The following is a 12,662-nucleotide window of genomic DNA, read 5'->3' as shown; positions in this document are numbered from 1 at the left end:
ATGCCGGTCCACACCCTGAGCGCCACACTCGCGCCAGACCGGCTGGCCAGCTTCGACACCGTCATCGACGCCCGGTCCGAGGACGAGTTCGCCGAGGACCACCTGCCCGGCGCGGTCAACTGGCCGACGCTGGACAACGCCGAGCGCATCGCGGTGGGCACCCTGTACCGCCAGGTCAGTCCTTTCGAAGCCCGCAAGCGCGGCGCGGCACTGGCCGCGCGCAACATCGCCCGGCATGTGGAGCGCGAGGTGCTGGACAAGCCGCGCGAATGGCGGCCGCTGGTGTACTGCTGGCGCGGTGGCCAGCGCAGCGGCGCATTGGCCACCATCCTGGGCGCCATCGGTTTTCACGTCACCCTCATCGAAGGCGGCTACAAGGCCTGGCGCGCCATGGTCGTCGAGTCCCTGCCGGCGCTGGTGCAAGGGCTGCGGTTTCGCGTCGTCTGCGGCCCCACCGGCAGCGGCAAGACGCGCCTGCTGCAGGCACTGGCCGCGCAGGGCGCGCAGGTGCTGGACCTGGAGGCCCTGGCACGCCACCGCAGTTCGGTGCTGGGCGAGATTCCGGGCCAGCGCCAGCCCAGCCAGAAAGGCTTCGACTCGCAAGTGTGGCAGGCGCTGCGCGGCATGGACCCGCGACGCACGGTCTACGTGGAAAGCGAGAGCAAGAAGGTCGGCAAGGTGCGCGTGCCGGACGCGCTGGTCGATGCCATGCACGCCAGTCCCTGCATCGCCCTTCACCTGGACGATGAGGAGCGCGTGGCGCTGCTGCTGGAAGACTACGACTTCTTCGTCAGAGACCCCGCGGCGTTCTGCGAGCGGCTGCAGGCGCTGACCATGCTGCGCGGCAAGGACATGGTGGCGGCCTGGCAGACGCAGGTGCAAGCAGGCCAGACGCCAGCCGTGGTCCGAGACCTGCTGCGGTTGCACTACGACCCGATGTACGCGCAATCGACCGCGCGCCACTTCAGCCAGTCCGCCAGCGCCCTGCCCTGCGAACTGCGCGACCGCTCGCCACAGGCCCTGGCCGATGCGGCCAGGGCGCTCATCGCCAGCGAATGAGGTCCGCTGGCATTGGCGGCGTCACTCCACGCGGATGTTGCGCGCCTTGATCAGTTGCTCGTTCTGCTGCGACTCGATCCGGATCAGGTTGTCCATCTGCTCCGGCGTGGAGAGGCCGAGGTAGGTGTCCGCCTGGCCTTTCAGGCGCGCCTGGAAGGCCGGGCTGTTCGCGGCGGTCCGCACGATGGCGTTGAGCTTGTCCACCACGGCACGGGGCGTGCCCGCCGGCACCGACAGGCCGTGCCAGAACGTGACCACGCCCGAGGGGAACCCCTGTTCCTTGAAGGTGGGCACATCGGGCAGGTCGGCGGTGCGCTGCTCCGAGGAAATGGCCAGCACCTTCACGGACCCCGTCTTGTAGTGCTCGGCCACGCTGGCCATCACCCCCACGAAGGCCGGCACCTGGCCCGCCACCAGTTCCAGCACCGCGGGCGCCTCGCCCCGATAGGCCACGGGCTGCAAGGAGAAGCCGGACGCGGCGCTGACCCCTTCCATCAGCAGGTGCGGCCCGCCGCCCACGGCGGAGACCGCCAGCAGGCCCGGCGACTTCTGTTTCTTCATCGCTTCGACGTATTCACGCAGGTTGTTGTACGGCGAGCTCTTGGGCACGGCCAGCACGAAGTGGGACGTGACCAGGGTGCCCACCGGCTGGAAATCGGACGGCTTGTAGGTCAGGCCTTTGTAGAGGTGGGGCAGCGTGGTCATGGCGCTGGCGAAGATCCAGCCGATGGTGTGGCCGTCCGGCTTGGCCGACGCCACGGCCTGCAGCCCGATGCCGAAGTTGCCGCCCGGCTTGTTGTCCACGATCACCGGCACGGTGAGCTGCTTCTTCATCTCGTCGGCCAGTGTGCGGGCCATCGCGTCGGTCACGCCGCCGGCCGCGATGGGCACGACGATGCGGATCACGCTGGAGGGGAAGGCCTCCTGAGCGAATGCGCCCGAGGGCAGCAGGGTGATGGCGCCGGCGGCGCCCAGGGATGCGATCAACTGTCTGCGCTTCATGAAAAGTCTCCTTGGTGTGGTGCTGGTGGTGAACGGAAAAAAATGAATGGGCGCGCGACCTCAAGGCGCCGCAACCCGGATGACGGCCTTGGTCTCGAAATGGTCCAGGAGCCCCTCGGACCCCATCTCGCGCCCCAGGCCGCTGTGCTTGATGCCGCCGAAAGGCAGTTCCGGCGGCGTGATGGCGAAGGTGTTGATGCTCAGACAGCCGGCGCGTACGTGCTCCTGCAGGAACTGCGCCTGTGCGAGCGAGGGCGTGAAGGCGAACGCCCCCAGGCCATAGTCCAGCGCGTTCGCCTGCTCCACGGCGTCGGCGAGATCGGCATAGGGCACCATCAGCGCCAGGGGACCGAAGGGCTCCTCGCGCAGTGCGCGTGTCGCGGCCGGCGGCCGCGCGATGACGGTAGGGCGCCAGAAGTTGCCGCCCTCCCCTTGCACCACCGGTTCGCCGCCGGTGAGGATGGCGGCCCCCACCTTTCGCGCGTCCTCACAGAGAGCGGCCATGGCGGCCATGCGACGCGGGTTGGCCAGCGGCCCCATTTGCACGCCTTGCGCAAGGCCATTGCCCACGCGAAGGCTGGCGGCGCGTTCAGCGAAGGCATCCGCGAAACGGTCGAACACCCGCTCGTGCACGAAGAAGCGCGTGGGCGAATGACAGATCTGACCGGCGTTGCGGAACTTGGAAGCCACCGCCAGTTCCGCGACGCGCTCGATGGGCGCGTCCTCGCAGACAAAGGTGGGGGAATGCCCACCCAGCTCCATCGTCGTCTTCTTGAGCAGCGCGGCGGCCTGCTGCGCCAGTTGCATGCCCACCGGCACCGAGCCGGTGAACGAGATCTTGCGTACCTCGGGCGCGGCGATCAGTCGGGAGGACACCTCCGCCGGATGGCCGTAGAGCAGGTTCAGCGTACCCGGCGGCAGGCCAGCCTCGAAGCAAAGGTGCGCCAGGGCGACCCAGATGCCCGGCGTCTCCTCGGCCGGCTTGAGCACCACGGTGCAACCGGCCGCCAGCGCGGTGGCCACCTTGCGCGCACCCAGCGCCGCCGGGTAGTTCCACGGCGAGAGCGCGGCCACCACGCCCACCGGTTCGAGCATGACGATCTGCTCGGCGCCCGGAATGCGCGAAGGCACGGTGCGGCCGTAGGCGCGCTTGCCTTCCTCGGCCATCCATTCGAAGGTATCGGCGGTGGCGGTGATCTCACCCACCGACTCGGTCAGGGTCTTGCCCTGCTCCAGGGTCAGAATGCGCGCGAGCTCGTCGGTGTGCGCGCGAACCGCGTCCGCCACCTTGCCCAGCAGGCGTGCCCGCGTGATCGCGGTCTCGCGGCGCCAGGAAAGGAACGCGCGCTGCGCGGCGCGCACGGCGCGGTCGATGTCCGCCGGACTGGCCAGCGGCACACGGCCAATAGCCTGCCCGGTGGCGGGGTTGACCACCGGCGCGGTCTCGCGCCCCTGCGCACCGACCCACTCGCCGTCGATCAGCAATTCCAGCGTGGGGTAACGCACCCCGCTCGCGTCCGTCTTGGTCTGCATGGACATCCTTCAGAAGAAGCGGTAGCGCACCGGCATGCGCTTCGGACCCGAGGCGCGGTTGCTGGCCACGTACGCGAACGGCCCGGTGAGTTCGATGTGCTCGACGCGGCGCACGAACTCGCGGAAAAAGGTGCGCACCTCCATGCGCGCCAGGTGCTGCCCCAGGCAGGAGTGCACGCCTGAGCCGAAGGCCAGGTGGCGGTTGGGCGTGCGGTCGATGCGAAACGCACCCGGGTCCTCGAACACATCCTCATCGCGGTTGGCAGAGGGGTAGCACAGCATCAGGCGGTCGCCAGCCCGTATCTGCTTGTCGCGCAGCGTGACGTCGGCATTGGCGGTGCGCACGAAATGCTTGATGGGGCTGACCCAGCGGAACATCTCCTCGGCGGCACTGGCCGCCAGCGCGGGGTCCGCGCGCAGACGCTCGAACTGCTCGGGGTGGCGCGTGAGCTCCAGCAGGCCTCCGGCCAGAGTGGCGTAGGTGGTGTCGTGGCCGGCGGTGGCCAGGGTGACGAAATACGAGATGGTCTCCAGCTCCGGCGCGGGCTGGTCGCCAATGCGCATGTTGGCGATCACCGAGGACAGGTCGTCGGTGGGGCGGGCGCGGCGGTCCGCCACCACCTCGCGGAAGAAGGTCTGGTAGTCGGCGACCACCTGGGCCATCACCGACACGCCTGTCGCGGCGTTTTCGCGCTTCTGGTCCGGATCCTGCGGGGCCAGCAGATGCTGGGTGAGCTTGAGCAGGTAGGCGTGATCTTCCTGCGGTATGCCCAGCAGCCCCATGATGACCTGCAACGGCAGCCAGGGCGCGATGTCGTCCGCGAAGTCGCACTCGCCGTCCATGGCCTGCATGCGGTCCAGCAGGTTGGAGACGACTTGCTGGATGGTCGCCTCCAGGCGCTTGAGATTGGCCGGCATGAACCAGCTCTGGGTGACGCTGCGGTACAGCTTGTGGTCGGGCTCGTCCATGTGCGTGAGGGCGCGCAGATAGGCCTTGCCGCCGGTTTCCGCCTGCCGGCGCGCCAGCTCCTCGTTGGACAGCAGAAAGGACATCGGCGCGTTGAGGAACATGTCGTTGCGCCGGCCGATTTCCATGATGTCTTTCTGGGTGGTCACGGCCCAGAACGGCGGATGGCTGTCGGTCACGGTGTAGTGCAGCGGGTCCGAGCGGCGCAGGGGCTCGAACACCTGTTGCGCCGCCGGATCCTGCGTGAAGATCGCGTGGCTCGCCACCAGGTTGTCGTCGAAGTTGTCAAGGCTCATGGCAGGTTTCCTGGTTGTTGGGTCGTCTAGAGGTCCAGCACCAGCCGAGCACTGCGCGCGCGCGAGCAGCAGGGCAGGATGGTGTCGCCGCGTTCGCGATCGGCATCGGTGAGGTAGCTGTCGCGGTGATCGGCCTCGCCAGCCAGCAGCGTGGTCACGCAGGTGCCGCAGACCCCCTGCTCGCAGGACATGGCCAGCGGCACGCCGTGCGCCAGAAGGACCGAGGCGATGCTGCGGTCGGCCGGCACCTGCAGCACTTTCCCGCTGACCGCGAGTTCGACCTCGAAGGCCCCGTCCGCGGCGACAACGGCGGGCTCCGCAGGCGCGAAGAACTCCCGGTGCACCTGGCCATCCGGCCAGTGCAGTTGCCGCGCCGTGTCAAGCGCCCACTGGATGAAGCCGCTCGGGCCGCATACATAGAGATGGTCCCCGTCGCAGGGGTCCGCAAGCACGCCCGCGAGATCCAGCGCCGGACCCTCATCGTCAAAATGCAGGCGCACACGCTCCGCGAAAGATGCAGCGAGCAGTTCTTCGACGAACGCGCCCGCTGGGCGGCTGCGGCAGGCGTGGTGCAGCACGAAGTCGATCCCGGCCTGGTGCAAGGCATGGGCCATGGCCAGCAGGGGCGTGATGCCTATGCCGCCGGCCAGAAGAATGGCACGCCGCGTACCCGGCGCGAGCGGAAAGAGGTTGCGCGGCGCACCCACCTCCAGCAGGTCGCCCTCTCGCACGTCGCGGCACATGGCCCGCGAGCCGCCGCGGGACTCGGCCTCCTCCTGCACCGCGATGCGATACACCTGCGTAGCGGTGTCCGGTGCGTTGCACAACGAATACTGGCGCGTGTGGCCCGAAGGCGTGAGGACGTCGATGTGCGCCCCTGCCTCGAAAGGCGGCAGGGCGTTGCCGTCGGCACTCGCCAAGGTCAGGGCCACGATGCGTCCGGCCAGCGGCTCTCGTCGCACCACTCTGAGGGACAGGCGGTCACTCATGCCGCACCTCCAGGCATGCGCAGCACCGGCTTGATGACTTCGCCGCGGTTCATCGCGTCGATGGCTTCGTTGATCTGCGAAAAGTCGTAGAAGCGCAGCAGTTTCTCGAACGGGAAGCGCCCGGCGCGGTGCAGGCGGAGCAGCTCGGGAATGAAGACACGCGGCACCGCGTCACCTTCCACCACCGACTTGATCGTCAGGCCGCGCATCAGCGTGATCGAATCCAGCGCCACCGTCTCGCCCGCGCGCGGGGCGCCGAGCAGCGCGACGCTGCCGCGCGAACGCACCGCGGCCAGGCAGCCATTGACGTGCTTGGGGTTGCCTATCGCCTCGACCACATGGTCGGCCCCCAGGCCGCCGGTCAGCGCCCGGATCTGCTCCGTGACATCCCCGCTGCGCGCATCGAGCACGTGCGTCGCGCCCAGCTCGAGGGCCAGCGCCAGGCGCGCCGGCTGGACGTCCACGGCGATCAGCGGGTCGCAGCCCTGGAGCTTCGCGGCCATCAGGGCGGACATGCCAACCGCGCCCAGTCCGAACACCGCCAGCGAACTGCCCCAGACGGGTTTCATCCACTGCAGCACCGCGCCCGCGCCGGTCTGGATGCCGCAACCCAAAGGCCCCAGGCTCTCCAGCGGCAGGTCCGCCGGTACCGGCACCAGGTAGCGCTCATCCACCAGGGCGTGCGTGGCGAAGGAGGATTGACCGAAGAAGTGACCGAAGATGCGTTGGCCCGCCTGCGAATGGCAGCACGAACCGTCGGGCCGATGCCCGTTGAAGTTGAGCGCGAAGAAACGGGTGCAGTCCGAGGGCCTGCCGAGCAGGCAGGCGCGGCACTGTCCGCAGTGCGCGAAGGACATGATGACCGGATCACCTGCCTTGAATGCGCTGTCGCCTCCAGCGGCCACGACGACGCCCGCGCCTTCGTGTCCGAGAATGCCCGGCGCGGGCATGGGCATTTCGCCATCGCGCACCGCCACATCGGTATGGCAGATGCCGGTGGCCACCACACGGACCAGCACCTCACCGACGCGCGGGGGCTCCAGCGTCACGGTCTCGATGGCCAGCGGCCCGCCAGTGTCCCGGCGCAGCGCGGCCTGAATCTGCAGGGGGCTTGTCACTCTGGCCTCCTCAGTAACCGTGGTGCAGCGCCACCTGGTGCGCATGGAAACGGTGGTCGCCCAGGGTTTCGTCCAGCACGCGGGCGCGTTTCATGAAGAGGCCGATATCGAGTTCCTCCGTCACGCCCATGCCGCCGTGCATCTGCACCGCCTCCTGCACCGCCAGCGTGGCGGCGCAGCCGGCCTTGGCCTTGGCCACCGACACCCACAGCGACCGATGCGCGTCCTGCTGATCCAGCGCCCAGGCCGCTTTCATGGCGGCTGCGCGCGCCAGTTCGAGTTGCGCGTACACGCGGGCCGCGCGGTGCTGCAACGCCTGGAATTCACCGATGCGCCGGCCGAACTGCACCCGCTCGCGCAGATAGCCCAGCGTGCGGTTGAACACCTCGTCGCCCAGGCCCACGAGTTCGGCCGCCACCGCCGCGCGGCCGGCCAGCAGCACCGGTTCCAGCACGCGCCAGCCCTGGTCGACTTCGCCCAGCACCGCTTCTTCGGCGACGCTGACCTGCTCGAAGTGCACACGCGCCGCGTTGTGGCTGTCCACCATCCAGCTGCGTTCGATGCGCACGCCAGGGGCCTTGGGATCGACCAGGAACAGGGTCAGCCCGTCGGTACCGCTGGTGGCCGCTCCGGTGCGCGCCACCACGATCAGCACGTCGGCAATGTGCCCATTGACCACGAAGGTTTTGGTGCCGTCGAGCAGGAAGTGGTGCCCCTGGCGGCGCGCCTGCAGGCTCACCCCGGCAGGGTCGTGCTTGGCGCGCTCTTCCAGCGCCAGCGCGGCCACCGTCTCGCCCGTGCCCATGCCGGGCAGGTGCACATGCTGCTGTGCCTCACGGTTGCCCGCCCGCAGGGCGGTGACCCCGAGCACCGCCGTCGACCAGAACGGTGACGGCGTCAGGTGACGGCCCAGTTCTTCCATGATGATGGCCGCATCGGCATGCCCCAGGGCGAGGCCGCCCTGCGACTCGGGCAGCAGCGTGCCCGCATAGCCCATGTAGCCGAACTGCCGCCACAGCGGCAGCGAAAGGCCGTCCGCGTGGCGCTGGTCACGGAGTTGGCGCAGGTGCGATACCGGCGCCTCCTGCGCGAGGAAGTCGCGCACGCTTTCCCGCAGCATGGTCTGCTGCTCGTCCAGCATGAGTGGCATCTGTCTGTTCTCCCTCAGGCGCCTGGCAGGTCCAGGACGCGCTTGGCAATGATGTTGAGCTGGATCTCGGTGGACCCGCCTTCGATGGTGTTGGCCTTGCTGCGCAGCCAGGCGCGGCACTCCTCGCCATCCCGGGTGCGCTCGCCCTCCCACTCCAGCAGTTCGGTGCCGCCGGCCGCCATGAGCAGCTCCAGGCGCTTCTGGTTCAACTCCGCATAGCTCAGCTTGAGGATGGACGGCCAGCCGGGGCCGGCCTGGCCGGCTGCACCCAGGTCACCGGCGCGTTCGGCGGCGGCCGTGAAGGCCAGCATGTCGACCTCGTAGCGCGCGATGTCCTCGCGCAGGCCCGCGTCGGACAGTCGGCCGCCCTCGCCGGCACCCACCCAGTCCATGGCGCTCAGGCCCAGGGAACGTTCGGCGGCGAGGCTGCGCGTGGCGGCGATCGAGCCGCGCTCGTTGGCCAGCAGCAGGCGGGAAACTTCCCAGCCCTGGTTGAGTTCGCCCAGCAGGTTCTCCTTGGGCACCATGACGTCGTCGAAGAAGGTCTCGCAAAAAGCCGACTTGCCCGAGATCAACTGGATGGGCCGCGTCTGGATGCCCGGCGTGGCCATGTCCACCAGCAGGAAGCTGATGCCCCGGTGCTTGGGCGCATGCGCATCGGTGCGCACCAGCATGAAGATCCAGTCGGACTTGTCGGCGTGGCTGGTCCAGATCTTCTGGCCGTTGACCACGAAATGGTCGCCCGCATCGACGGCGCGGGTCTGGATGGACGCCAGGTCGGAGCCGGCATTGGGCTCCGAATAGCCCTGGCACCAGCGGATCTCGCCGCGCGCGATGCCGGGCAGGTGCTCGGCCTTCTGGCCGGGCGTGCCCAGCCTCAGGATGGTCGGTCCCAGCAGGCCCAGGCCCTGGCTGACACGCTCGATCGGCGGGCGACAGTGCAGCGCGTCCATTTCCTCGCGCAGCACTTTGGCCTCTTCATGGCTGAGCCCGCCACCCCCGTATTCGCGCGGCCAGGTCGGCGCGACCCAGCCGCGTTCGGCCATGCGCTGCAGCCACACACGCTGCGCCTCGGAATGGAACACCCACTTGCGGCCACCCCAGCAACGCTCATCGTCCACCACCGGCTGGCGCATCTCGGGTGGGCAATGGGCCTCGAGCCAGGCGCGCGTCTCCAGCCTGAAGTCGTCCAGGTTCATGCGAGCACCCCCTGCGCGACGGGCGTCTCGCCCGGCTGGGTGTCCAGCCATGCGCGCAACACCTCTTCGGTGTGCTGCCCCACTTCCGGCATGGGGCTGCGAATGGTCAGCGGCGTTTCAGACAGCCGGATCGTCACGCCCTGCATGGTGATCTCGCCGCACACGGGGTCGTCGATGCGCACGATCTGGCCACGGTGGTGCAGTTGCGGGTTGTTGGCGACTTCGGGAATGGTCGCCACCTTGCCGCACGGCACATCGTGCTCGCGCAGCAGGCCGACCACGTTTTCGGCATCGAGCGTGGCGGCCCATTCGCGCACCAGGGCCTCGCTGTCGTCCCAGTGATCCCGGCGCGACTGGATGGTGGCGAAGCGCGGGTCCTGCTGCAGTTCGGGGCGCCCCATGGCGCGCAGCAGGCGGGGGAAGTAGTCGGCGCCACCGCAGACGATGTAGATCCAGGCACCGTCGCGGGCGCGGTAGACGTTGGTCGGTGCCGAGTAGCGGTCGCGGTTGCCGCGCCGGGTCATCTCGTGGCCAAGCCGGTGGTATTCCGGCAGCGCAGACATCAGGAAGGACGAGGCGGCGTCCAGCAGCGCCACATCCACCACCTGGCCCCGACCGGTCGCATCGCGCGCGCGCAACGCGGCCAGCGTGCCCATGGTGGCGTACATGCCCGATGCGTAGTCGCACAGGTAGGTGCCGCACACGGTGGGTGGCCCGTCCGCGGGTCCGTTGAGTTCCATCAGGCCGCCCATGGCCTGCGCAATGCCGTCGAAAGCCGGCAGATGCGCCCAAGGGCCATCCTGACCAAATCCGGAGATGCGCACCATGACCAGGCGCGGGTTGAGGTGGTGCACGGCGTCCCAGCCCAGACCCATCTCCTCCATGGTGCCGGGGCGGAAGTTCTCCACCAGCACGTCGGCCTTCTCGATCAGGGCGCGCAAGGTCGCCAGGCCCTGTTCGCTGCGCAGGTCCAGCGCCACCCCCTTCTTGTTGCGGTTGAACATCAGCGAATAGGCGCTGCGTCCACCGATCTGCGGCTGGTAGCCGCGCGCGGGGTCGCCGCTACCGGGTTTCTCGATCTTGAGCACTTCGGCGCCCATGTCGCCGAGCACCATGGCGCAGTAAGGCCCCGCGATGAAACGGGAGAGGTCGAGCACGCGGATGCCGTCCAGCGCGCCGGGCGCGGCGGAATGTCTGTCGTTCATGGTTCTGTTTTTCGAAAGGATCACCAACTCGGCCGGACGACGCCGGTGCCGAAGGGCTTGTCGCGCTTCTGGAATGCGCCCTTGAGGCCCAGCGCTTTCACATCCGCATCGAAGTCGCGCTTGGCGCGGGTCAGATGGGCGCGGGCGTCCATCTCTGCGGCGAGCCGCTGCAGCACGGTGGCGCCGCCGATCTCCAGCGCCAGATTCACGATGCGCTTGTTGCAGGCCAGCAGTTCAGGGTCCAGCGAAGCCATGCCGCTGGCCAGGCGGGCCACCTCGGCATCCAGCTCCTCGGCCGGCGCGCTGGAGAGCACCAGGCCCAGCTTGGCAGCGTCCTTGCCCAGCACGACGTCGCCGGTCAGCAGGAAACGCTTGGCCCATTGCGGGCCCACGTTGTAGATCCACATGTGGTTGGGTGGCGAACCCATGGCGCGCGTGGCGGGAAAGCCGATGCGTGCATCGTCGGCGGCGATCAGCATGTCGCAGTAGAGCGCCAGATCGGTACCGCCGGCCACGCAGTTGCCGTGGATCTTGGCGATCACCGGCTTGTGAATATCGAACGGCGTGCGCAGCATTTCACCGTAGCGCTCGAGCTTCCAGGCGTCGTCGTCGTAGGACGCGATGCCGCTGCGGTAGGGGTTTTCGCCGCCGGCGGACTCGCCGTCGTAGCGCGCATACGAGGCCTTCATGTCGTAGCCAGCGCAGAAGTCCTTGCCAGCGCCTTCCACCACCACCACGCTCACGGACTTGAGGTCGTCCGCTTCCAGCAAGGCGTTGCGGTACTCCTTGAGCAACTCGAAGGACAGCGCGTTGCGCCGCTCGGGCCTGTTCAGCCGCACCGTGGCGACCCCCGCATCCACCGAGAACGACACATGGTCGTTCGATTGCATCCACTTGGCCATGTCTGTTGTCTCCTTGACGTGGCCGCGACTGTAGGTTCACAGGACTATTCGATCCAGATGGCTATACCAATACCATCCATCAGAATTCTTAATAAAATGGTCACCCGCCCAGGAAATCGCCATGTCACCCACCGAACTCAACATGCGCCTGCTGCAGGTATTCCACGAGGTCTACCGCACCCGCAGCGTCTCGCGCGCGGCCGATGAGCTGGGCATCAGCCAACCCAGCATCAGCCTGGGACTGGCCAAGCTGCGCGCGCATTTTGGCGACCCGCTGTTCGTGCGCACCTCGGCGGGCATGGAGCCCACGCCTTACGGTCAGCAGTTGGTGACGCCCATCCGCGGCGTGTTGCAGTTGCTCGACCAGACACTGGGAACGCGGCCAGCCTTCGAGCCGGCCGCATCGGACCGCAACTTCCGCGTCTGCATGACCGACATCACGCAGACGGTGGTGCTCCCCCATCTGCTGGAACGGCTCAAACGGGATGCACCCAACGTGTCGCTGGCCATCCTGCGCATCACCGATGTCGCGCTCAAGGGCCTGGAGTCGGGTGATGTCGATCTGGTCGTGGGCTATGTGCCCGAACCGCCGGCGGGCGTCTACCAGCAGCGGCTGATGATGCGCGACTTCGTCTGCATCGCCAGCAGCCGCCACCCCCGGGTGCGCAAGACGCTCTCACTGGCCGCGTACGATGCCGAGCGCCATGTGGTGGTGACCGCCAGCGGCACCGGCCTGCGGCGGGCAGAGGAAGTGCTGGCCGCCCGCAAGGTGAAACGGCAGGTCGCGCTGGAAGTGCCCGATCTGCTGGGCATCGACGCGATCGTGGCCAACTCCGAGTTCCTGGCCACCGTCAACCGCCCCGTGGGCCAGTTGCTGGCCCGCGCGGGCCACATCAGGGTCTTCGAGCATCCGGTGAAGCTGCCCAGCTACCTGGTCAAGCTGCACTGGCACGAACGCTACCACCTGGACCCCGGCAACCAGTGGCTGCGCCGCGTGATCGCGGAGATCATGGGGCCGAGTGCGCGGCTGATCTGAACCGCATCAGTCCGCGTCGCCGCCGCCGTCACCGGCCGGAGCTCCGGCATCATCGGCAGGGCCCTGCTCGTCGCCACCGGGTTGTTCGTTCCCCTCGGTGTGGCGGCGCTCGGCCTTGGCCTTGAGCTTCTCTTCCTTCTTTTTCTTCTTGGCAAGCTCGCGCTGGCGCTTTTCGTATCCGTAGTTGGGAGTGGCCAATTCGATCT

At 68.3% G+C, this 12,662-nt stretch carries 12 protein-coding genes; 2 read left to right on the top strand and 10 right to left on the bottom strand.

Annotation, left to right across the window (positions count from 1 at the left end):
- Window positions 1–1,059 (top strand): tRNA 2-selenouridine(34) synthase MnmH, encoded by a 1,059-nt coding sequence (gene mnmH, locus KIT53_RS00420; protein ID WP_297745888.1) that lies wholly within the window; start codon window positions 1–3, stop codon window positions 1,057–1,059.
- A gap of 21 nt (window positions 1,060–1,080) precedes the next feature.
- Here the strand turns inward: mnmH and KIT53_RS00415 are convergent, their stop codons facing one another.
- From KIT53_RS00415 to KIT53_RS00375, 9 genes are read right to left on the bottom strand one after another with little or no spacing between them, the layout of a single operon-like run.
- On the bottom strand, window positions 1,081–2,061 hold the full coding sequence (locus KIT53_RS00415) for a tripartite tricarboxylate transporter substrate binding protein (RefSeq protein ID WP_297745885.1): 981 nt from the start codon (window positions 2,059–2,061) through the stop codon (window positions 1,081–1,083).
- A gap of 60 nt (window positions 2,062–2,121) precedes the next feature.
- Window positions 2,122–3,594 carry an NAD-dependent succinate-semialdehyde dehydrogenase gene (locus KIT53_RS00410; protein WP_297745882.1) on the bottom strand — a complete coding sequence of 491 codons (1,473 nt, stop codon included), beginning with the start codon at window positions 3,592–3,594 and terminating at the stop codon, window positions 2,122–2,124.
- A 9-nt stretch (window positions 3,595–3,603) separates the two neighbouring features.
- Window positions 3,604–4,857 (bottom strand): cytochrome P450, encoded by a 1,254-nt coding sequence (locus tag KIT53_RS00405; protein ID WP_297745879.1) that lies wholly within the window; start codon window positions 4,855–4,857, stop codon window positions 3,604–3,606.
- A gap of 26 nt (window positions 4,858–4,883) precedes the next feature.
- Window positions 4,884–5,846 carry a PDR/VanB family oxidoreductase gene (locus tag KIT53_RS00400; protein WP_297745876.1) on the bottom strand — a complete coding sequence of 321 codons (963 nt, stop codon included), beginning with the start codon at window positions 5,844–5,846 and terminating at the stop codon, window positions 4,884–4,886.
- Complete coding sequence (locus KIT53_RS00395; protein ID WP_297745873.1) at window positions 5,843–6,964, bottom strand: NAD(P)-dependent alcohol dehydrogenase; 1,122 nt, start codon at window positions 6,962–6,964, stop codon at window positions 5,843–5,845. Before KIT53_RS00395 ends, KIT53_RS00400 begins: the two co-directional genes overlap by 4 nt.
- Before the next feature lie 10 nt (window positions 6,965–6,974).
- Complete coding sequence (locus KIT53_RS00390; protein WP_297745869.1) at window positions 6,975–8,114, bottom strand: acyl-CoA dehydrogenase family protein; 1,140 nt, start codon at window positions 8,112–8,114, stop codon at window positions 6,975–6,977.
- Between the two features lie 14 nt (window positions 8,115–8,128).
- A complete protein-coding gene (locus KIT53_RS00385; RefSeq protein WP_297745866.1) occupies window positions 8,129–9,313 on the bottom strand; it encodes an acyl-CoA dehydrogenase family protein in 1,185 nt (394 codons plus the stop codon).
- A complete protein-coding gene (locus KIT53_RS00380) occupies window positions 9,310–10,518 on the bottom strand; it encodes a CoA transferase (RefSeq protein ID WP_297745863.1) in 1,209 nt (402 codons plus the stop codon). Before KIT53_RS00380 ends, KIT53_RS00385 begins: the two co-directional genes overlap by 4 nt.
- 20 nt (window positions 10,519–10,538) lie before the next feature.
- A complete protein-coding gene (locus KIT53_RS00375) occupies window positions 10,539–11,420 on the bottom strand; it encodes a crotonase/enoyl-CoA hydratase family protein (protein ID WP_297745860.1) in 882 nt (293 codons plus the stop codon).
- A 121-nt stretch (window positions 11,421–11,541) separates the two neighbouring features.
- Here KIT53_RS00375 and KIT53_RS00370 point away from each other — a divergent pair, with 121 nt between their 5' ends.
- The gene (locus tag KIT53_RS00370; protein ID WP_297745857.1) at window positions 11,542–12,456 is read left to right on the top strand and encodes a LysR family transcriptional regulator; all 915 of its coding nucleotides are present in this window, start codon (window positions 11,542–11,544) and stop codon (window positions 12,454–12,456) included.
- A gap of 6 nt (window positions 12,457–12,462) precedes the next feature.
- On the opposite strand, the gene KIT53_RS00365 is transcribed toward KIT53_RS00370, so the two are convergent.
- Window positions 12,463–12,654, bottom strand: a complete 192-nt coding sequence (locus tag KIT53_RS00365; RefSeq protein WP_297745854.1) for a hypothetical protein — start codon at window positions 12,652–12,654, stop codon at window positions 12,463–12,465.
- Window positions 12,655–12,662 lie beyond the last annotated feature (8 nt).

It is taken from the genome of Hydrogenophaga sp. (genome assembly GCF_026125785.1).
In the GTDB taxonomy this organism is placed as follows: domain Bacteria; phylum Pseudomonadota; class Gammaproteobacteria; order Burkholderiales; family Burkholderiaceae_C; genus Hydrogenophaga.
This window is presented reverse-complemented; position numbering and strand designations above follow the sequence as displayed.

What these genes read in the sequence shown, in the direction of transcription:
- mnmH (WP_297745888.1), top strand. Translation starts at nt 1, where the DNA reads ATGCCGGTCCACACCCTGAGCGCCACACTCGCGCCAGACCGGCTGGCC.
- KIT53_RS00415 (WP_297745885.1), bottom strand. Translation starts at nt 2,061, where the DNA reads ATGAAGCGCAGACAGTTGATCGCATCCCTGGGCGCCGCCGGCGCCATC.
- KIT53_RS00410 (WP_297745882.1), bottom strand. Translation starts at nt 3,594, where the DNA reads ATGCAGACCAAGACGGACGCGAGCGGGGTGCGTTACCCCACGCTGGAA.
- KIT53_RS00405 (WP_297745879.1), bottom strand. Translation starts at nt 4,857, where the DNA reads ATGAGCCTTGACAACTTCGACGACAACCTGGTGGCGAGCCACGCGATC.
- KIT53_RS00400 (WP_297745876.1), bottom strand. Translation starts at nt 5,846, where the DNA reads ATGAGTGACCGCCTGTCCCTCAGAGTGGTGCGACGAGAGCCGCTGGCC.
- KIT53_RS00390 (WP_297745869.1), bottom strand. Translation starts at nt 8,114, where the DNA reads ATGCCACTCATGCTGGACGAGCAGCAGACCATGCTGCGGGAAAGCGTG.
- KIT53_RS00385 (WP_297745866.1), bottom strand. Translation starts at nt 9,313, where the DNA reads ATGAACCTGGACGACTTCAGGCTGGAGACGCGCGCCTGGCTCGAGGCC.
- KIT53_RS00380 (WP_297745863.1), bottom strand. Translation starts at nt 10,518, where the DNA reads ATGAACGACAGACATTCCGCCGCGCCCGGCGCGCTGGACGGCATCCGC.
- KIT53_RS00375 (WP_297745860.1), bottom strand. Translation starts at nt 11,420, where the DNA reads ATGGCCAAGTGGATGCAATCGAACGACCATGTGTCGTTCTCGGTGGAT.
- KIT53_RS00370 (WP_297745857.1), top strand. Translation starts at nt 11,542, where the DNA reads ATGTCACCCACCGAACTCAACATGCGCCTGCTGCAGGTATTCCACGAG.